Genomic DNA, 20,279 nt, shown 5'->3' on the forward strand with positions numbered 1-20,279 from the left:
ACCTCATTAATTTTGCTTGCTGTCTAAGTATCCTTGCAGAATCATAACAGCAGCCATTTTGTCGATCACTTTCTTACGCTTCTTACGACTCACATCAGCACTAATCAGCATGCGTTCTGCAGCGACGGTTGTTAGTCTTTCATCCCACATGTCAACTGGAATATTAGTCGTTGTCTGAATAAGTTCTGCAAATGCCTGACAGGCTTCGCCACTCGGACCAATTGAGCCATTCATGTTCTTAGGAAGTCCAACGACAATCTTGCTGACATCATTCCCATTAATGATTTCCATTAAACGATCAGGAATCACATCCTGCGCTTCCGGGTTACGTTTCACGGTTTCTAATCCCTGTGCCGTCCATCCCATTGCATCGCTTAGCGCTACGCCGATTGTTTTTGTACCGACATCCAATCCAAGTGTTTTCATGCTGTCTCCTTATCCCTGATGATGAGTAAGATACGATTTTACAAGCTCTTCAATTAATTCGTCTCTTTCAAGCTTACGAATTAAGCTTCTCGCATCATTGTGTCTCGGAATGTAAGCCGGATCCCCAGAAAGGAGGTAACCCACGATCTGGTTAATCGGATTATAGCCCTTTTCTTGAAGAGCACTATAGACGGTGAGTAACACTTCCTGGACATCATGATTATATGCGTCGTCTGGAAAATTAAATTTCATTGTTTTGTCCATCGAACTCATTCCTTACACCTCTTTCTCCGATCCCCATCTAGAATCGTAACTAGTCAACTAATTCTTATTGTACACTACTAAAACCAAATTAGGAAATGGATTTCACCCAATCTGTTGTGTAAGCAAGAGCATCATCCAGTTTCTCTGGATTTTTGCCCCCTGCCTGCGCCATATCCGGTCGGCCACCGCCACCGCCGCCACAGCGAGTAGCAAGCTCTTTAATCAATTTCCCTGCATGATATCCCTCTTTTACGAGGTCATCTGTAATTCCAGCAGCTAACTGAACCTTCCCGTCTGCACCGCTACCAAGTACAACAATGACACTGCCAATCTGAGCCTTCAGATCATCGACAATACTACGAAGGTTATTCATATCTGTGTCGATGCGTTTAGCAACTACTTTCACACCGTCTACTTCTTGAACATTTCCTGCCATCTGTTTTGCTTCAACATTTGCAAGTTTTGACGTCAATGAGTCATTTTGGCGTTGTAAATCTCGAATCTGACCAAGTAGTGCTTCTGTTCTTGATGGAACATCCTTCACATTTGATTTTAACAAGTCAGCCGTATTTTTCAAAATTGATACTTGTTGATTTAGAACCTGGTAAGCTCCTTCGCTTGTTACAGCTTCAATACGACGCGTTCCTGCACCAATGCCTGATTCAGAAAGAATTTTAAACAATCCAATTTCTGCTGTGTTTTGAACGTGTGTACCTCCACATAGTTCAAGACTATAATCACCAACACGTACAACGCGAACAGAATCTCCATACTTTTCACCAAACAATGCCATAGCTCCCATTGCTTTAGCTTCGTCAATAGGCTTTACCATCGTATTCACTGGAATATTAGCCCAAATTTGATCATTCACTTGTTTTTCAATCTCTTCAAGCTCTTCAGATGTAATCTGTCCAAAGTGAGAGAAGTCAAAGCGAAGTCGCTCTGAACCAACGAGTGAACCAGCCTGGTTTACATGCTCACCAAGAACATCTTTTAATGCCTGATGAAGCAGGTGAGTTGCCGTATGATTCTTTACAATTGCAGAACGGTTCGAACGATTGATTTCAGCTGTTATTTTTGCTCCAGTTTTTATCGTTCCAGATTCTACAACCGCCGTATGGACGTGTTGGCCATTTGGCGCTTTTTGTACATCCGTTACGCGAAGTTGAACATCCTCGCCACGAATGATACCAGGATCTGCAACTTGCCCGCCGCTTTCAGCATAGAAAGGCGTGCTTTGAAGAATAACCTGGATTTCGTCGCCTTCTGACGCTACCTCAGTCAGCTCTTTATCTTTTATGATTGCGACTACTTCTGTATCAACAGACCGCTCTTCATAACCGACAAAATCGCTTTCGACTGAAATGTCGCCAAGCGCGCCACCTTGAACCTGCATGGAACCTACATCTTGACGAGCATCTCTAGCACGTTTCCGCTGCATTCCCATTTCCTGTTCGAAACCTGTACGATCAATTTCCATGCCTTCTTCTTCAGCATATTCCTCCGTTAATTCCACAGGGAAACCGTACGTATCGTAAAGTCGAAACACATCGCTACCAGAGATGACATGATTACCAGCTTCTTTTTCTTTCTTCATAATGTCTGAAAGAATTGACAGTCCTTCATTTAATGTTTCATAGAAGCGGTCTTCTTCATTCTTAATTACTTTTTGGATGAATTCCTTCTTCGCATTAACTTCAGGATAGAATTCAACCATGATGTCCCCAACGACTGGTACAAGTTCATACATGAATGGACGGTTAATACCAATTTGCTTAGCGAACCGAACTGCTCTTCTAAGTAATCTTCTTAGTACATATCCGCGACCTTCGTTCGATGGAAGGGCACCGTCACCAATGGCAAATGTAACTGTTCGAATATGATCAGCGACTACCTTAAATGCTGTATCTCCCTCTCTGGAATCTCCATAGTTCACTTCTGCCATTCGCTCTGTTTCACGAATGGTTGGCATAAAGAGGTCTGTATCATAGTTTGTTTTTGCATCCTGAATAACCGATACCATCCGTTCAAGTCCCATGCCCGTATCAATATTCTTCTTAGGTAATGGTGTATAAGTACCATCAGGGTTATGATTAAATTGGGAGAAAACAAGGTTCCAGATTTCAAGATAACGCTCATTCTCTCCACCAGGATAAAGTTCTTCTTTAGAATCTTCGAAACCATACTCTTCTCCACGATCATAGAAAATTTCCGTATTAGGTCCACTTGGCCCTTCCCCGATATCCCAGAAGTTACCCTCTAGACGGATGATACGCTCTTCTGGAAGTCCAATTTTCTCTTTCCAAATGGTAAATGCTTCATCATCTTCCGGATGAATTGTGACAGATAATTTATTAGCATCAAAGCCAATCCAATTCTCGCTAGTTAGGAATTCCCATCCCCATTCAATCGCTTCTTCTTTAAAATATTCTCCGATAGAGAAGTTCCCAAGCATTTCAAAGAACGTATGATGGCGTGCTGTTTTGCCTACATTCTCAATATCGTTTGTACGAATTGATTTTTGAGCATTTACAATTCTTGGGTTGTCAGGTGTTACGCGACCGTCAAAATATTTTTTAAGCGTAGCTACACCACTATTGATCCACAGTAAAGTTGGATCTTCATGTGGAACGAGAGATGCACTTGGTTCCACCGAATGACTTTTTTCTTTAAAGAAATCGATAAACATTTGTCTTACATCTGCTGATGATAAGTTCTTCATACTAATTATCCTCCTTTAGTTACTCAGTAATGGATTTTGGGGGTGGTGTTTTTTGAACGCAAAAAAACTCTCACCCCTGAATAAATCAGGGACGAGAGTTTTGTTTAAATGCTCACGCGGTACCACCCTGGTTATAGACAAAACTGTCTATCACCTCAAGCGACCGTAACGAGGTCGAGACGGCGGGGATTAACCCGCACTCAGGATTAGCTTTCTGCTGATCTTGTTCTTAAAGCTCTTACAGCCAGGGAGCTTCTCTCTAACGAATACAGTTCGTATTCAAGAATAGGGGTCAACATACTCGTTCCGTCAATGTGTTTAATTCTTAATCTCTGGGATTATTATAGTCAGAGCAGCATTCGTTTGTCAATTGCTTCATTCATCTTCGTTTCGATAGAGAAAGAGTGCTTTTAGAACCGCAAGAGCAGGCACTGCAAGAATTAGTCCGATTACGCCAGCAATCTCTCCCCCTGCAAGAAGTCCAAAAATTATGATGACCGGGTGAATGTGCAGACTTTTCCCAACAATATAGGGTGATAGAATATTACTTTCAATAAACTGAAGAACCACAATAACGATAATCGTAATGATCGTCATTTTAACTGAAACGGTCGATGCAATTAATAGTGCTGGAGCCGCGCCAAGAAAAGGTCCAAAGTATGGGATAATATCTGTTATACCAACGATAATCCCCAGTAGAATGGCATATGGAAGCTTAATCAACCAGAACCCCAGTGCCGCAAGAACACCTAACACCGAAATGACAAAAAATTGACCTCGAATATAATTACCAAGTGATTCATCTATTCGGATGAGTAGGTTCTTTCCGGGTGCTCTCCACTTAGGTGGCGTTATTCTCCATGCTGTTTTTTTTAACGTCTCAAAATCTTTCAGTAAATAGAACACGATGAAAGGAATAATCATAATGACAAAAAAAGAACTAAGTAACTTTTTTGCTAATTCAACCGCCAATGTCAATGTATTGTTAACAGCATCTTCAACATCCTGAAAAGTTTGATCAACCTTTCCTTGTAAAGAAGGAGGTAAGTTTGAAGTAAAGTCATATGTATGATGCACAGCATCCCGATACATATCAATGAACATTGGAACGTTCTCCATTAACTCCTGTGACTGTTTCACAATATGAGGAAGCCCCTTAAAAATCGCATAGCCAGTACCTCCAAAAAACAGAACATAGATTAAAAGTACAGCTATCCCTCTTGGCAAACCTTCTTTATGAATTTTCTCTACAATGGGATGAAGCAAATAAGTTATAAGAGAAGCAATTAAAAATGGAACAATTAAAACAGTTAACACATCGATGATCGGATCCCAAATTGGAGAAAGCTTCATCAATAAATAAATGCATAAAAAAACTAGCAGAAGGGTCGTTAAATAAATGATCCAGTTCAGGTTCCATTCACGCTTCACTGTCAATCCCTCCTGCTAGCAAATACCATCTACAACTCAACTCGCATATCATAGTCTTCAAATAAATCATCCAGGGATGTCAGCGATCCGTCCTCTTCCACCTGGTGTAAGGAAAGAACTCCTTTAATAATCGACATTTCCACAAAACAGTTCCAACAATAGAATTGATTTGCCCCGATTTTCCCTATATTTTTACTTTTACAATTTGGACATTCCATCTCCATATGCCTCCTAATCCAGCTATTTAAGAAGATATACACCATCCTGTCCAGTTTGAAATCATTCTATACGGCATTTGTAAAGTAATCGTTTCTTTTCAACAGAGCCTCATGTTCCTAAGGCGTGAATTACCTAGTAAAGCTAAATAGAAAAAAGCCAGAGATTTTCTCTGGCTTCTACATCGACTCTTCAATTGTCTTTTGTTCCCCAATCATTTCTTGCAATTTCTCCGTTAATTGCGTGTTTCGAACCTGATCATCTTCTGTTTGGATAGCTAGTTTAATGGCCTCTTCTTCTCCACATAAAATCAAATAATCCTTACTCCTTGTAACGGCTGTATAAAGAAGATTTTTTCGTAGCATCCGATAATACCCTCTTACAATAGGAAGAACAACAATCGGAAACTCACTACCCTGGGATTTATGAATGGAGCAGCAGTAGGCATGTGTTAATTGATTAAAGTCAGGCCTGTCATAAACTACTTCTTGTCCATCAAATGAAACAACAAGCTGATCCTGCTTTTCAATATTTTCTTTCGCAAAAAATACAGAAACAACTTCGCCCATATCACCATTGTAGACATTGTCTTCAGGATTGTTTACAAGTTGAAGAACTTTATCACCGACTCGATAAACGATATCTCCATGCAAAAGCTCTCTTCGCTGCTCTGTTGCAGGATTAAACAGCTTTTGAAGCTCCTGATTTAGCCGATCCACTCCTGCCGATCCTCGATACATTGGAGCCAGAACTTGAATATCCCGAGGAGAGTATCCCTTCTTTAATGCATTGCCACACACTTGCGAGACAACCTCAATAATCTGTGCTTGGGAACAAGGAAAGAACCTCCGATCAGGCGTTGGTTTCCGAAACTCTTCTGGAAGCTCTCCTTCTTTAATAGAGTGCGCGAGATCAATAATCGAAGAGCCTTCAGCTTGTCGATAAATGTCCGTCAGTTTACTAACGGGAACTGCATGTGAATCGATCATATCCTTGAGCACCTGTCCTGGCCCTACCGAAGGAAGTTGGTCTTCATCACCAACAACAATCACTTGAATTTGAGATGGTAAAGATTTGAATAATTGATTGGCAAGCCACACGTCAACCATGGATACTTCGTCGACAATTAACAACCTGCCTTCAATCGGATTATTCTCATCATGCTCAAATCCCGCCTCACCTTTCCACCCAAGTAATCTATGTATCGTAAAAGCCGGTAGTCCTGTTGCTTCACTCATCCGTTTCGCTGCTCTTCCTGTTGGTGCTACAAGTAGCACTGGAAACGGCTTATCCTTTGAGTAATCTTTCGGTTCGAGTGAAAGTCCATTTAACTCAGCATAGAGCTCAACAATCCCTTTAATAACCGTGGTTTTCCCCGTACCTGGTCCGCCAGTTAAAATCATAAACGGAGAAGCGATTGCTTTTTGTACCGCTTCACGCTGTGAGGGAGCGTATTGAATACCAAGTCGTTCTTCAAGGTCTCCTAGAGCACGATAGAATTCAGATTCCGGAAAAGAGTCAGCATACTCCGTTTGTGACATCACATTATTTAATCCAGTCACAAGACCTTTTTCAGCATAGTAAAGTGAATGTAAATAGATTCTCTCTCGATCAAGAATCAATTTATCACTCTCGTAAAGAGAGATCAGTTCCCTTGAAATATCTGCTTCATCAAGCTTATCACCTAGTAACTCATTCACAGATTGAATCAATGCATCGTACTCAAGATACACATGTCCCTCCTGTAACGTTTGTTCATTTAACGTATGAAGACATGCTGCCCGAATGCGATCAGGATGCTTTCCTTCAATACCAATCGATCTCCCTAAATCATCCGCACGTCGAAAACCAATACCTTCCACATCTTGAATAAGCTGATATGGATTTTTCTCAACAATCTCGAGCGTTTCTTGCTTATAGGCTTTAAAAATTTTCATCGATAGTCTCGGTCCAAATCCTAACTCAGTTAATCGAATCATAATTTGGTCAAGCCCCTGATGCTCCATTAGAGAATCATATAGTCCCTTTGCTTTTTCTTCAGATAGCTTTGGAACCTTACTTAATATTGATGGATCACGCATAATTTTAGCTATGGCGCGCTCACCTAACACATCAACAATCGATTCAGCTGTCTTTTCACCAATTCCATGGAATAAATCACTAGATAAGTATTGGATTAGCCCTGGCTTTGATTCAGGCATCTGTCTCTCAAATGATTCAACAGCATACTGTTTCCCATAACGGGGATGATCCGTAAAGCGTCCGTAAAATACATACGTCTCATCTTCAAGAAGTCGAGGAATCATTCCATTCACGACGACTTCTTTCTCATCATAAGGTTCGTTCGTTTCAGAAATCCGAAGTCTTGCCACTCCATACAAACTATCTTCATTAAAAAAAATCATTTGAATGGGTCTTCCTTTGATATACCCTTTTTGTGGCTGATCCATAAGATCTTCTCTCCAATAACTTAAAATTTAATTGTTATTGTTCATCGCTTGTTCCATTTGTTTCTTCCCGTTTCCTGCTAAGAGATGATCTGGTTGGATAGCGAGTGCACGATCAAAACAGCTTATTGCTTTCGTCAAATTTTCTTGATAAGCATAGCTCACACCTAAATTAAACCACGCATCGGCATGATCCGGATCCTCTTCAACGACTCTCTCAAACTGAGGAAGCGCTACTTCGATTGCCCCATCTTGCGCGAGACAAAGTGCATACTGAAAACGCGCTTCCGTATCTTCCTCATTGAGCTCAACAGCTCTCTGGAAGAAAGGTAATGCTAATCGAAGTGCATCCTGCATCATAAAGCACTGACCAATCATAAAGTGAACATCACTTTGGTCAAGCCCCTGCTGGATTGCTTTCTGGTACATGTCTGCAGCGTCTTTATACTGCTCTAATTCAAAGAATGCGTTTCCTGCGCCATAAAAAGCAGTCCCTTGCGTTTCATCCAAATCAATCGCTTTTTCAAAATATGCGACAGCCTGCTTAATTTCTCCTGCCTGTGCGAGGAGATTTCCAATATTCGTATAAGCAACTGGATCTTTAGGATTCTCTTCTATTGCTTCATAAAGTAGCGTTACAGCTTTTTCTAATTGTCCATTATTCATTGCTTCAATCGCTTGTTCATTTTTATTACTCATTTAAAAAACTCCTTATTTCTTTAACTTAATCTCTAGTTTAGCATAAGTTAGCGGCGGTTTCTCCACCTCAAAAAACAGCCTCATTTCATTTCGAAATGAGGCTACTTGTTAAACGTATGTTAGTTCACTTGCATTCTTAAATACTTGATCAATCGTTGCTCCGCCGAGACACTCATCACCGTTATAGAAAACAACGGCTTGTCCAGGTGTAATAGCGCGTACTGGTTCATCAAATGTTACTTTCAAGCGATCGTCATCCAGCTTTTCCACCGTAACGCCTGAATCTTTTTGACGATAGCGGAATTTCGCTGTGCAAGAGATATGCTCTTCTATCGGAAGATTCGAAACCCAGCTTGAATTCACTGCAATAAGGGAATCAGAGTATAAGAGATCATTATGGAAACCCTGGTCAACATAAAGAACATTATCGTCAAGATTCTTACCTACCACGAACCACGGTTCACCGTCGCCACCAATTCCAAGGCCATGACGCTGACCAATTGTATAATACATCAATCCATCATGTTGTCCTTTTTCTTCTCCACCAAGCGTCATCATTTTGCCTGGTTGAGCAGGAAGATATTGTCCAAGAAATTCTTTGAAATTACGCTCGCCGATAAAGCAAATTCCTGTGCTATCCTTTTTCTTAGCTGTAGCAAGACCCGCTTCTTCCGCAATCTCTCGAACTTTTTTCTTCTCGATGCCTCCAAGCGGGAACATTACTTTAGAAAGTTGCTCTTGCGTGAGCTGATTCAAAAAGTAAGTTTGATCTTTATTGTCGTCTACACCACGAAGCATTTTGACTTCTCCGTCGCGTTCGACCACTTGCGCATAGTGCCCTGTCGCAAGGTAATCTGCTCCAAGCGTTAGTGCATGTTCAAGAAATGCTTTGAATTTAATTTCTTTGTTGCACATAACATCAGGATTTGGTGTACGTCCACCTTTATATTCATCTAGGAAATAAGTAAACACTTTATCCCAGTATTGCTTCTCGAAGTTGACTGCGTAGTACGGAATGCCGATCTGGTTGCATACACGAATAACATCATCGTAATCTTCTGTTGCTGTGCATACCCCGTTTTCGTCGGTGTCGTCCCAGTTTTTCATAAAAATGCCGATCACGTCATAGCCTTGTTCTTTCAACATTAATGCAGCTACTGATGAATCAACACCTCCGGACATTCCAACCACGACTCGTATATCTTCATTCTTACGTGCTGCCATGGTTGCACCTCCTCTTCTTTAACACAAATTGTGTCCTGACTATTTTATAACTTCTTCAAACGATTGACAATCTTAACGACTTCACTCGCAGCTTTTGTGGCATCTTCAATTGCATTTCCATATCCAAAGCTAAAACGAATGGCCGTTTGTGTTCTCTCATTATCACCAAACATCGCTGTCAACACATGTGAAGGTTCATGCGATCCAGCCGTACAGGCCGAACCACTGGATACTGCAATACCTGCAAGATCTAGATTCATTAACATCGGTTCCACTTTTGCATCTAAAAAACTAACATTGAATACATGTGGAAGAATATGATCCTGATCACCGTTGATACGATAAGGAATGGATGCTTCTTCAAAAACACCTAGCATCACTTGCTTCATATTCTGATAAAGCTCCACTTTCGCTTCTCGATCAATCCGCATTAATTCAGCTGCCTTCTCCATTCCTACAATGCCAGCAACGTTCTCCGTACCTGCTCGTCGTTTTCTCTCCTGTTCACCGCCAAATGAATGAGGCAACAGCTTTGTCCCATCCTTAACATAAAGAAAGCCAACGCCCTTTGGACCGTTGATTTTATGTGCTGAAACAGAAAGAAGATCTACGCCAAGTTGCTTTACATCAAGATCGATTAAGCCATACGCTTGAACGGCATCGGTATGAAACAGAATATCAGAATCGTTTGCCAACCTGGCGATCTCTGCAATTGGCTGTACTGTCCCAACTTCATTATTACCATACATAACTGTTATTAAGATTGTCTCTGGCCGAATCGCCTTTTCTAGATCATCTATAGAAATTCTACCATTCTCATCTACAGGTAAGTACGTTACGACAAATCCTTCTTTTTCAAGTACTTTACAAGCATTCAGTGCAGCATGATGCTCAATCTCTGTTGTGATAATATGGTTTCCTTTAGCAAGGTTTCCTTTAGCAGCTCCTACAATTGCTAGATTATCTGCTTCTGTCCCCCCACTTGTGAAAATAATTTCATTAGCTCGAGCATGAATACTGCTCGCAAGATTGTTTCTCGCTTCATCAAGTGCATGACGCGACTTACGGCCAAACTGATGAATACTTGAAGGATTACCAAAATCACTTTTTAGTGATGAAACCATCGCTTCAATAACATCGGGATGGACCGGAGAGGTCGCAGCATGATCCATATAAATTGCACTCATTATTAGTCACCTCTTACTACCAGCAGTGAGCCGGCTACTAAATATAAAACATATAACTATCTTGCTCTCCTTCACCTTCATAGGTGGCAAGATCTTCTAGCGTTGTAGAATCGAGAACATCTTTCACAGCGTCTCGTATTTTTAACCACAGATCACGTTTAGCAGGTTCTTCATCGTCCATAACTTCAACAGGACTAATGGGTCCTTCTAGAACACGAATGATATCTCCCGCTGTAATTGAACTTGCTTCTTGCGCTAGAATATAACCACCATATGCCCCTCTAACACTCTTAACAAGACCAGCATTTCTTAATGGAGCGACTAGCTGTTCAAGGTAATGCTCTGATAAATCTTTGCTTCTAGCAATGGACTTTAAAGAAATCGGACCATCACCGTGCTTTTTTGCTAACTCCATCATAATTGTTAACCCGTATCTTCCTTTTGTTGATATCTTCAAATCTGCCACCTCTTTCTATCAATCGAGCCACAAGTTTTTTGCACTGTGGCAATGAATAACCCACAATTGGCCCTATCGTAATACAAAACAAAAGTGTTCCCACATGAATAGGACCATTCAAAAGCCATCCAAGAGAAAGGACAACTATTTCCATAGTAAGTCGGATATGTTGTACCTTCCATCCCGTTCGTTCTGTTAATACAAGCATCAAACTATCTCTTGGACCTGCTCCACGATCTGCTGCAATATAGAGACCGATGCCGTACCCCATGATCAGAATACCACTAACAAGCATAACCAATTTGCCTATCAAATGTTCCGGAGTTTTAAAAAAAGGAACCCATAAATAAATATCGATAAACACACCTACGAGCAGCATGTTTAGAAAAGCACCTAATTTTGGCCAGGTTCGATCTAATAATGAAGTCGAGCCTATAATCAGAAAACCAATTAGAATTGACCATGTGCCAATTGTTAATCCAAACTGCTGATACAGTCCAATATGGAAGACATCCCATGGCGCGCTACCGAATTCAGCTTTAATCATCAGAGAAATGCCAAAAGCCATAACCAAAAGACCTAATACAAATATTCCCCAGCTCATCCAGAACCATGGTATGCCTTTGTTATCTGGTTTCATCTCATCCCTCTTAACTCAATCTTCTCTCATCTATTTAGCCATTGATTCTGTTAGTAAACCTTCGCTATTATAGCACGAACCGGTTTTTCTTGCATTTCCAAAACCCGTATAGTATGTTTCAAATAACTATGAAAGGACGGGTGTTCTATGGATTTATTTGATTACCCAAAAGAAAACAACAATACTTCTTCTGGACCTCTCGCTAGCAGAATGCGACCTAGATCCATTGAAGAATTTATCGGCCAAGACCATATTATTGGTGATGGCAAATTATTGAGAAGAGCCATCCAAGCTGATCAACTTACTCCAATGATTTTTTTCGGTCCACCAGGAACCGGTAAAACAACACTTGCACGTATTATAGCCAACACTACATCTGCTCATTTCGAACAGTTAAATGCTGTTACTTCAGGAGTAGCTGACATTAGAAGACTCACGTCTGAAGCAAAAGATCGCTTAAAGCTTGATGATCAAAAAACGGTGCTCTTTATAGATGAAATCCATCGCTTTAATAAATCACAGCAGGATGCACTTCTTCCTTTTGTTGAAGATGGAACGATCGTGTTAATCGGAGCAACAACAGAAAGCCCAATGTTTGAAATTAATGCGGCTCTTCTTTCTCGTTCAAGATTATTTCGATTTGAACATCTTAATGAAACAACTATTAAAAACATTCTTTATCAGGCGATTAACGATAAGGATCGCGGCTTTGGAAGATACGATGTTGAAATCGAGGATGAAGCCATTGAGCATCTCATAGACGTTTCTAATGGAGACGCTAGAACAGCTCTAAACGCGTTAGAACTCGCCATCCTTACAACGACTCCAAATAAAGATGGGAAGCTTGTAATTAGTCTTGCAATTGCAGAAGAATCCATCCAGCAACGCGTGCTTCAATATGACAAGGATAGCGATAATCACTACGATACCGTTTCGGCCTTTATTAAAAGTATACGAGGATCTGATCCAGACGCTACGCTTTACTGGTTAGCAAAAATGATCTATGCAGGTGAAGATCCTAGATTTATCGCGAGACGCCTTTATGTCCATGCTGCCGAGGATGTTGGATTAGCCGACCCAAACGCACTTCTGATTGCCCATGCGGCCAGCTATGCGGTCGAATTTATCGGTATGCCGGAAGCTAGAATTCCACTAGCCGAAGCAGCGTTATATCTTGCCACCGCTCCAAAAAGCAATGGGGTGATTTCAGGTATAGATGCTGCACTTGCAGCAGTAAAAAAAGAAAAAAACGGAACAGTTCCTATTCATTTACGTGACTCACACTACAAAGGAGCTTCAGAACTAGGGCATGGGATTGACTACAAATTCCCGCATGACTATCCAGGAGGATATGTCCCTCAACAGTACCTTCCTGATCACATGGTCAGAAAAACGTTCTATAAACCTACTGAGCGCGGGCACGAAAGAACGATCCAAAAGAGACTTGATTATTTCGCTGAACGCATCAAATCCGATAGCAAGAAATCTTAACAGCAGGGCTTATGCTCTGCTGTTTTTTCTATTCACTCTTGCAATCTACCTCAAATTTACAAGACTTCTGTATAAATTCTTCCATACTGGCAAAGCTATGATTACTTTCAAAACGCAAAAATGTTAATCACATAAAGGAGCTGAATGAAAATGAAAGTAAGACAAGATGCCTGGTCTCATGAAGATGATTTAATGCTTGCCGAAACAGTGCTGCGGCATGTAAGAGAAGGCAGTACGCAATTAAAAGCCTTTGATGAAGTTGGTGATCGACTAAGTCGCACATCAGCCGCTGTAGGATTCCGCTGGAATGCCATTGTCCGCGAAAGATACGAGCAGGCCTTAAAGCTAGCGAAAAAGCAGCGAAAAGAAATGAAACGAGCCGAACGAAGGCAGCCTGAATACACAAATAAAGAAACACATACGACTGTTTCCACCCAAGAACAACCAATCTCACAACCATTAATTGAAACTTCAATATCATATACCGAACCGGTACAAATGAAAAAAGAAATGACTATGAGAGAAGTAATCTCATTCTTATCAAACTTAGAACAATCCGCTTCCTCAACAAACAGACTTAGAACAAATGTCGAGAAACTAGAATCAGAGAATCAACACCTAAAAGAAGAAAACACCCTTCTTCATCAAAAAATCAAAACACTCGAGAACGAACAACAAATCATGAAAGAAGATTACCAATCCCTCATCCAAATCATGGACCGAGCCAGAAGAATGGTCGTCCTAAACGACAACGAAGACCACAACGTCCCAACATTTAAAATGGATAAGAATGGGAACCTAGAAAAAGTCGCAAGGTGAAAACGAAAAGCAGAAGTGGGCGTTTAGACACGGCAGGCACTGGAGCCTTTTCATTTGAACACGCTCTTTGTGTTCGGATGAAAAGGTGAAGTGACCGAGTGGCTGCCCACTGCAGCTAGATCATGAAAAGCGGAAGCGTCCGTTTAGCCTCGACAAGCGCTGGAACCCTCTAAAAAGAACACGCTCTTTGTGTTCATTTTAGAGGGTGAAGCGATCGAGAGGCTGGGCGCTGCAGCTAGACACGAAAAGTGGAAGTGGGCGTTTAGACCCGGCAGGCACTGGAGCCCTCCAAATTGAACACGCCCTTTGTGTTCGAGTTGGAGGGTGAAGTGACCGAGAGTCTGCCCACTGCAGCTAGACACGAAAAGCGGAGACGAGCGTTTAGAAACGGAGATATTGGAGCTCTTGAACTAGAACACGCCTTTTGTGTTCTAGTTCAAGAGCGAAATATCGCAGTTTCTGTGAGTCGCAGCTAGACACCAAAAGCGGAAGTGGGCGTTTAGACACGGCAGGCACTGGAGCCTTTTCATTTGAACACGCTCTTTGTGTTCGGATGAAAAGGTGAAGTGACCGAGTGGCTGCCCACTGCAGCTGGACAAAAAAAGTGGAGACGAGCGTTTAGAAACGGAGATATTGGAACTCTTGAACTAGAACACTTAATAAACCATTCAAACAGAAAAAGCATCCGTTCAAAATGAACGGATGCTTTATTAATTGTCATAAAAATAGAAGAGCCCCAACTGTGCCGTCCTTTCCATAATCGTTGAACCTGCATTGGCAGGTGGGTGCCTTATCCCATTCTCCGTAAGTCCTCAGCTACCGAGGCATGTACTTTGAATGGAAAGAGTCAGGCTCCCGTTGTAAAAGTGTTGGCTCAAATTATTATGGAAGTAAACGAACACTTCAGGACTCTTCGTTAACTTGTAATTGAATTATAGCAGACCTTCAAACCGATTTCAATCATCAGGTATTAGGTCCTTTTTATTATTTTTTACTCTTTCTCAGCACCCACTGGCTTCTTAGCTAGCTCAAGATTCAGCTCCTTTAGTTGATCCTCACTAACTGGAGAAGGAGCTTCTGTTAACAGGCAGCTTGCGCTAGCTGTTTTAGGGAAAGCAATTGTGTCGCGAAGGTTCGTTCTTCCTGCAAGCAACATCACGAGACGATCAAGACCAAATGCAATTCCACCATGTGGTGGGGTACCGTATTCGAACGCTTCAAGAAGGAAACCAAATTCTTCCTCTGCTTCTTCTTTTGTAAATCCTAACGCTTTAAACATTTTTTCCTGAATATCACGCTGGAAAATACGTTGGGAACCTCCACCTAACTCATAACCATTTAGGACAAGGTCATATGCATCTGCACGAACTTTTCCTGGCTCTTCTTCAAGAAGATGAAGGTCTTCTTTCAACGGCATTGTAAACGGATGATGTTCCGCAAAATAACGATCAGCTTCTTCATCGTAACTCATCAGTGGGAAGTCCATGATCCAAAGGAAATTAAACTTGGAATAGTCAATAAGGTCGAGGTCTTTTCCAAGCTTTGAACGAAGAGAACCTAGACTGTCTGATACAACAGATTTACTGTCAGCTACGAACAGAAGAAGGTCACCCGCTTCTGCATCGAATGCTTCTTTTAGTTGAGATGCAAGAGCCTCGTCAAAGAATTTAGAAATAGGGCCTTTCAAACCATCTTCCTCTACTTTTAACCATGCAAGTCCTTTTGCTTTGTACGTTTTCACATACTCTGTTAAAGCATCGATATCTTTACGTGAGTACTTACTTGCTGCACCTTTTGCATTAATACCTTTAACAGCTCCACCAGAAGAAACAGCACTAGAGAATACTTTAAAGTCAGAGTCTTTTACAAGATCAGATACATCCACAAATTCCATTTCAAAACGCGTATCAGGTTTGTCTGATCCGTAGCGATTCATCGCTTCAGCATGAGTCATGCGTTGGAATGGCTTTTCAATTTCTAATCCCTTCGTTTCCTTCAATACCGCACTCATCATTTCTTCCATCATCGCAATTAAATCTTCTTTTGGAAGGAAGGATGTTTCAATGTCGACTTGAGTAAATTCAGGTTGACGGTCCGCTCTAAGATCCTCATCTCGGAAGCAGCGAACGACCTGGTAATAACGTTCAAATCCTGAAACCATTAACAGTTGTTTAAAGAGCTGCGGAGATTGCGGAAGAGCGTAGAACTCTCCTTCGTGCACACGGCTTGGTACCAAGTAATCACGAGCGCCCTCAGGTGTACTTTTTGTTAACATTGGAGTTTCAATTTCAAGAAATTCATTATGATCCAGGAAATCACGAATGACTTTAGTTGTTCGATGACGGAGCTTGAATGTCTCTTGCATCACCGGACGTCTCAAGTCCAGGTAGCGATATTTCAAGCGAATATCTTCTCCAACTTCTACATCGTTCGCAATGCTAATGGGAGGATTCTTCGCAGCATTGAGGATTTCAAGTGATTCAGCATGTACCTCAATCGACCCTGTTGGAAGATTCGGATTAACCGTTCCCTCCGCACGAGATACTACTTTACCAGTAATGCCTAGTACGTATTCACTTCTAACTTTCTCAGCAAGTTCAAGCGCTTCTTTTGAAAGGTCTGGATTGAATACAACCTGTACAATACCTGAACGGTCTCTAAAATCAATGAAGATTAATCCACCAAGATCACGACGCTTTTGAACCCAACCTTTTAATTCTACTGTTTGCCCGATCTCGCTTTCACGAATTTTCCCGCATGAATGGCTTCTTCCGATCATTCTCCAACTTCCTCCTTTAATTTCCCTTTCAGATAAGAATCAACATGTGTTAAATCTATTGATTCTTGCTCACCTGAGTTCATATCTTTAATGTTAATTTCATTCTTTTCAATTTCTTCATCACCTAGAATAGCTACGTACTTTGATTTGAGTCGATTAGCCGCTTTAAACTGACCTTTCATCTTCTTATCAAGGTAGTCTCGCTCTGTGGAAATCCCAGCATTTCTAAGCTTCTGAACAAGGCCATTAGAAACCTTTTGTGCTTCTTCCCCCATTGTGACAACATAACAATCAATTGTCTTTTCAATCGGGAGCTCAACACCTTCTGCTTCCAATGCCATTAATAGACGCTCAATGCTCATTGCAAAACCGATTCCAGGTGTTGATGGGCCACCCATCTCTTCAACAAGTCCATTATAGCGACCACCACCGCTCAACGTCGTAATAGCTCCAAAGCCGTCAGCGTCGCTCATGATTTCAAATGCTGTGTGATTATAATAATCTAATCCGCGTACAAGGCGGTCATCAAGAACATAATCAATTCCCATTTGATCTAAGGCTTCTTTTACTTTTGTAAAGTAAACAGTCGATTCCTCATTTAAATAATCGATGATGGAAGGCGCAGTTCCCATTAATTCATGGTCACGATCCTTTTTACAATCAAGAATACGTAAGGGGTTTTTCTCCAGGCGATTTTGACAATCGCTACAAAACTCTCCGATTCTTGGCTCAAAATGATTAATTAATGCCTGACGGTGTGCCTCACGACTTTCTTTATCACCGAGACTATTCAAATATAGTTTAAGCTTTTTAAGTCCCAATTCTTGATACAAACTCATCGCAAGCGCAATAACCTCGGCATCAATCGAAGGGTCATTACTTCCTAACGCTTCAATTCCGAACTGAACAAATTGTCTCATCCGCCCAGATTGAGGACGTTCATAGCGGAACATAGGGCCGATGTAATACAGTTTAACTGGCTGCTCGGGTAAACCGTACATCTTGTTATTCACATAAGCTCGAACCGCCGAAGCTGTTCCTTCAGGTCGGAGTGTTAAACTACGATTACCGCGGTCTTCAAATGTATACATTTCTTTTTGAACGATATCTGTTGTATCGCCTACTCCGCGTTGAAATAACTCGGTATGCTCAAATATTGGCGTTCGAAGTTCATGATAATTGTATCTGCGGCAAATATCTCTTGCCTTATCTTCAATGTATTGCCATAACTCCGACGTACCAGGAACAATATCCTGAGTACCTCTAGGAATTTGAAAACTCATGTTTATATCCTCCTTTAATCACTAGCAAGAAGCTCTTCTAACGGCTAATTCTAATGGGCTAAATCCTTTTTTTGGATACAAAAAAACTCCCATCCCTGAATCGAAATTCAGGGACGAGAGTTACCCGCGGTGCCACCCTAATGGAAAGATAAATCTTTCCTCTTAAAACAGTTAACGCCTGTCTACGTCGTCCCCTACTGAGTTATCTGTTCGGAGACGATCCTTGGAAGTGTCTTTCAAAAAAGCGGTATCGAGAAATGCTCTCAGCCTAGCGGCATTTCCTCTCTGATCAACCCGGTATTTTTTTACTTTTCTTCCTCATCGGAGCTTCGTATCGATTTACTGAATTGTTTTCTATCATACGAGTCAGTGATTTTTTTGTCAAGTATATTAGGATTGGTTTTACAAAACATTATCGCTTCATTTTTTGTTTCATGATTTTCACACTTTTTAATGACAGTCCAAATTCTTCCGCGAGTTCCATATTTGACAAACACTGTTCTTTTTGTAGAAAATCATGAAAGTCGATACCAAATTCCGGCTGTGACATATGATAGCTCATCATTTCTTTATTAGTTGATCTCACAAGACCCCACCCTTTTATTAGTTCAATTATTTCTTAGTTTCACCAAAAAGAATGCATTTTACTACTTAACGAAGGAATCTTTTTATCCGATAAAGAAATTATCTATGAAAGCAGCAGGCGTCATTGAAAGGAGTCATCACTTGAAAAAAATGATTTTTGCATTTTTATTTTTTGTCATATCCATTATTTTCTCTACTTCTGCTTCGGCTGAGAAAAATGCTTATTTTGAGGAAACTGTAAATGTTCGCGCCGAACCCTCTCTTACTTCATCTGTTATCACACAGGTTCATAAAGGGGATTCAGCCATCGTTCTCGAAAGTAAGACCGATTGGACAAACATTCAACTTCATACTGGGGAAGAAGGTTGGGTTTCAAGTAGACTAGTAAGCATTTCTTATGATTCCAAAGAAAGGAAATCAATACAATCAACCGTGTCTGATCTTCAAGTCCGTGCTGGCCCTGGTAAAGAATACAAAGTTATTGGAAATATCACTCAAGATTCTGAGTGGAATGTGCTTGAGACTGCAGGCGATTGGACCTCCATTCAATTTAAAGGACAGACCGGATGGGTAGCGTCCTGGTTAGTAAGTTCTACAACAGCTAGCCCAGATCAAAAAACAAGCCAGGTAAAAGAAGTAAAGGCGCGTATCTTAAACGTTCGTGACTTCCCAGGAACAGAGAACCGGATCATATCTCAACTCCCTTCAGGAACAATTGTAGAAGAAGTTCGTCAAGAAAAAAACTGGAGCTTCATTCGCTATCAGAATGGACAGACTGGTTGGGTAGACAGTACCTATTTGCAAGAAACAGACAAACAAGAGGAGTCAGAATTTCTTACAATTCTATACCAGGCAACAAACTTAAGAAGTGGGCCGGGGTTGAATTATGAAGTTATTAAACAAGCGCCTGCAAAAGCGCGCTACAAAATAGCTGCAAAAGAAGGCAAATGGTTTCGTATCCTTCTTGACGATGGTCGTTCAGCATACGTTGCTGACTGGGTCGTCTCTACTGCATCTAAACTATCCACTTCGCCTGTCTTGAAATCTGGAAAAACAGTTGTTCTTGATGCTGGTCACGGTGGCTACGACAGTGGTGCCCTAGGCATTACGACACTTGAAAAAATCCTTACATTGAAGACGACAACAACTATCGCGGAAAAATTAAAGAATGCAGGGGTTCAAGTTATTTTAACGAGAGATGATGATACATTTGTCTCTCTTTCTGAACGAACTCTTTTATCAGATCGTTATAAAGCCGACGCATTTGTAAGTATTCATTTCGATAGCACAGTTGATCCAACTGCAAATGGAGCAACAACGTATTATTATGGTGAGAATGATATGCCCCTAGCTTCAGCGATACACGCCAAAATCGGAGATGATACAACTTTGAGAGATCGCGGTATTCGATATGGAAATTATTATGTTCTAAGGAACAATAAGCAGCCTTCTGTCCTTCTTGAACTTGGCTTTCTCTCAAATCCATGGGAAGAGCAATTAGTGAATAGGTTGGATTACCAATCAAAAGTGACTACTGAAATTTCAAATGGCATCCTTACTTTTTTACAGTAGTAACGCTTAAGATGAAGAACAGTTTGACTTGCTTTTC

The 20,279-nt window shown here is 41.1% G+C and carries 17 protein-coding genes, 1 other RNA gene and 1 other annotated feature; of the genes, 3 read left to right on the plus strand and 15 right to left on the minus strand.

Annotation, left to right across the window (positions count from 1 at the left end; translation table 11 throughout):
• Window positions 1–6: 6 nt before the first annotated feature.
• From ruvX to AC0VYV_RS15160, 11 genes are all read right to left on the minus strand, one after another.
• Window positions 7–426: a Holliday junction resolvase RuvX gene (ruvX, locus tag AC0VYV_RS15110; protein WP_226614489.1), complete on the minus strand. Its 420-nt coding sequence runs from the start codon at window positions 424–426 to the stop codon at window positions 7–9.
• Window positions 427–435: 9 nt separating this feature from the next.
• On the minus strand, window positions 436–699 hold the full coding sequence (locus tag AC0VYV_RS15115; protein WP_048312684.1) for an IreB family regulatory phosphoprotein: 264 nt from the start codon (window positions 697–699) through the stop codon (window positions 436–438).
• Window positions 700–778: 79 nt separating this feature from the next.
• Window positions 779–3,412 (minus strand): alanine--tRNA ligase, encoded by a 2,634-nt coding sequence (gene alaS / locus AC0VYV_RS15120; protein ID WP_475373956.1) that lies wholly within the window; start codon window positions 3,410–3,412, stop codon window positions 779–781.
• Between the two features lie 375 nt (window positions 3,413–3,787).
• The gene (locus AC0VYV_RS15125) at window positions 3,788–4,843 is read right to left on the minus strand and encodes an AI-2E family transporter (protein WP_475373957.1); all 1,056 of its coding nucleotides are present in this window, start codon (window positions 4,841–4,843) and stop codon (window positions 3,788–3,790) included.
• A gap of 29 nt (window positions 4,844–4,872) precedes the next feature.
• A complete protein-coding gene (locus AC0VYV_RS15130) occupies window positions 4,873–5,061 on the minus strand; it encodes a hypothetical protein (protein ID WP_194219443.1) in 189 nt (62 codons plus the stop codon).
• A 177-nt stretch (window positions 5,062–5,238) separates the two neighbouring features.
• Complete coding sequence (gene recD2 / locus AC0VYV_RS15135; protein WP_475373958.1) at window positions 5,239–7,509, minus strand: SF1B family DNA helicase RecD2; 2,271 nt, start codon at window positions 7,507–7,509, stop codon at window positions 5,239–5,241.
• 27 nt (window positions 7,510–7,536) lie between these two features.
• On the minus strand, window positions 7,537–8,205 hold the full coding sequence (locus AC0VYV_RS15140) for a tetratricopeptide repeat protein (protein WP_475373959.1): 669 nt from the start codon (window positions 8,203–8,205) through the stop codon (window positions 7,537–7,539).
• A gap of 108 nt (window positions 8,206–8,313) precedes the next feature.
• Window positions 8,314–9,429 carry a tRNA 2-thiouridine(34) synthase MnmA gene (mnmA, locus tag AC0VYV_RS15145; protein ID WP_194219440.1) on the minus strand — a complete coding sequence of 372 codons (1,116 nt, stop codon included), beginning with the start codon at window positions 9,427–9,429 and terminating at the stop codon, window positions 8,314–8,316.
• Window positions 9,430–9,473: 44 nt separating this feature from the next.
• Complete coding sequence (locus AC0VYV_RS15150) at window positions 9,474–10,616, minus strand: cysteine desulfurase family protein (RefSeq protein WP_475373960.1); 1,143 nt, start codon at window positions 10,614–10,616, stop codon at window positions 9,474–9,476.
• Between the two features lie 37 nt (window positions 10,617–10,653).
• The gene (cymR, locus tag AC0VYV_RS15155; protein ID WP_160918687.1) at window positions 10,654–11,073 is read right to left on the minus strand and encodes a cysteine metabolism transcriptional regulator CymR; all 420 of its coding nucleotides are present in this window, start codon (window positions 11,071–11,073) and stop codon (window positions 10,654–10,656) included.
• Complete coding sequence (locus AC0VYV_RS15160; protein WP_475373961.1) at window positions 11,006–11,713, minus strand: YczE/YyaS/YitT family protein; 708 nt, start codon at window positions 11,711–11,713, stop codon at window positions 11,006–11,008. Before AC0VYV_RS15160 ends, cymR begins: the two co-directional genes overlap by 68 nt.
• A gap of 147 nt (window positions 11,714–11,860) precedes the next feature.
• On the opposite strand from AC0VYV_RS15160, the gene AC0VYV_RS15165 reads away from it, so the two are divergent.
• Window positions 11,861–13,204 carry an AAA family ATPase gene (locus tag AC0VYV_RS15165; protein WP_194219437.1) on the plus strand — a complete coding sequence of 448 codons (1,344 nt, stop codon included), beginning with the start codon at window positions 11,861–11,863 and terminating at the stop codon, window positions 13,202–13,204.
• A gap of 150 nt (window positions 13,205–13,354) precedes the next feature.
• Window positions 13,355–14,023: an RsfA family transcriptional regulator gene (locus AC0VYV_RS15170; protein WP_430244084.1), complete on the plus strand. Its 669-nt coding sequence runs from the start codon at window positions 13,355–13,357 to the stop codon at window positions 14,021–14,023.
• Window positions 14,024–14,752: 729 nt separating this feature from the next.
• Here the strand turns inward: AC0VYV_RS15170 and ssrS are convergent.
• From ssrS to AC0VYV_RS15190, 4 genes are all read right to left on the minus strand, one after another.
• Window positions 14,753–14,936: non-coding RNA, 6S RNA (gene ssrS, locus AC0VYV_RS15175), on the minus strand.
• A gap of 78 nt (window positions 14,937–15,014) precedes the next feature.
• A complete protein-coding gene (gene aspS / locus AC0VYV_RS15180; protein WP_283153941.1) occupies window positions 15,015–16,802 on the minus strand; it encodes an aspartate--tRNA ligase in 1,788 nt (595 codons plus the stop codon).
• Entirely contained in the window at window positions 16,799–18,085 is a 1,287-nt protein-coding gene (gene hisS / locus AC0VYV_RS15185) for a histidine--tRNA ligase (RefSeq protein WP_194219433.1), read from the minus strand. Before hisS ends, aspS begins: the two co-directional genes overlap by 4 nt.
• 106 nt (window positions 18,086–18,191) lie before the next feature.
• Window positions 18,192–18,416, minus strand: a binding site (T-box leader).
• An 81-nt stretch (window positions 18,417–18,497) separates the two neighbouring features.
• Window positions 18,498–18,671 carry an RNA polymerase subunit sigma-70 gene (locus AC0VYV_RS15190; protein WP_194219659.1) on the minus strand — a complete coding sequence of 58 codons (174 nt, stop codon included), beginning with the start codon at window positions 18,669–18,671 and terminating at the stop codon, window positions 18,498–18,500.
• A 149-nt stretch (window positions 18,672–18,820) separates the two neighbouring features.
• On the opposite strand from AC0VYV_RS15190, the gene AC0VYV_RS15195 reads away from it, so the two are divergent.
• Window positions 18,821–20,242, plus strand: a complete 1,422-nt coding sequence (locus AC0VYV_RS15195; protein ID WP_475367499.1) for an N-acetylmuramoyl-L-alanine amidase — start codon at window positions 18,821–18,823, stop codon at window positions 20,240–20,242.
• Window positions 20,243–20,279 lie beyond the last annotated feature (37 nt).

The organism is Anaerobacillus sp. QJM3NY_17 (assembly GCF_056173665.1).

What these genes read in the sequence shown, in the direction of transcription:
- alaS (WP_475373956.1), bottom strand. Translation starts at nt 3,412, where the DNA reads ATGAAGAACTTATCATCAGCAGATGTAAGACAAATGTTTATCGATTTC.
- mnmA (WP_194219440.1), bottom strand. Translation starts at nt 9,429, where the DNA reads ATGGCAGCACGTAAGAATGAAGATATACGAGTCGTGGTTGGAATGTCC.
- AC0VYV_RS15115 (WP_048312684.1), bottom strand. Translation starts at nt 699, where the DNA reads ATGAGTTCGATGGACAAAACAATGAAATTTAATTTTCCAGACGACGCA.
- AC0VYV_RS15150 (WP_475373960.1), bottom strand. Translation starts at nt 10,616, where the DNA reads ATGAGTGCAATTTATATGGATCATGCTGCGACCTCTCCGGTCCATCCC.
- AC0VYV_RS15165 (WP_194219437.1), top strand. Translation starts at nt 11,861, where the DNA reads ATGGATTTATTTGATTACCCAAAAGAAAACAACAATACTTCTTCTGGA.
- AC0VYV_RS15160 (WP_475373961.1), bottom strand. Translation starts at nt 11,713, where the DNA reads ATGAAACCAGATAACAAAGGCATACCATGGTTCTGGATGAGCTGGGGA.
- AC0VYV_RS15195 (WP_475367499.1), top strand. Translation starts at nt 18,821, where the DNA reads ATGATTTTTGCATTTTTATTTTTTGTCATATCCATTATTTTCTCTACT.
- hisS (WP_194219433.1), bottom strand. Translation starts at nt 18,085, where the DNA reads ATGAGTTTTCAAATTCCTAGAGGTACTCAGGATATTGTTCCTGGTACG.
- AC0VYV_RS15130 (WP_194219443.1), bottom strand. Translation starts at nt 5,061, where the DNA reads ATGGAATGTCCAAATTGTAAAAGTAAAAATATAGGGAAAATCGGGGCA.
- AC0VYV_RS15170 (WP_430244084.1), top strand. Translation starts at nt 13,355, where the DNA reads ATGAAAGTAAGACAAGATGCCTGGTCTCATGAAGATGATTTAATGCTT.
- recD2 (WP_475373958.1), bottom strand. Translation starts at nt 7,509, where the DNA reads ATGGATCAGCCACAAAAAGGGTATATCAAAGGAAGACCCATTCAAATG.
- ruvX (WP_226614489.1), bottom strand. Translation starts at nt 426, where the DNA reads ATGAAAACACTTGGATTGGATGTCGGTACAAAAACAATCGGCGTAGCG.
- aspS (WP_283153941.1), bottom strand. Translation starts at nt 16,802, where the DNA reads ATGATCGGAAGAAGCCATTCATGCGGGAAAATTCGTGAAAGCGAGATC.
- AC0VYV_RS15140 (WP_475373959.1), bottom strand. Translation starts at nt 8,205, where the DNA reads ATGAGTAATAAAAATGAACAAGCGATTGAAGCAATGAATAATGGACAA.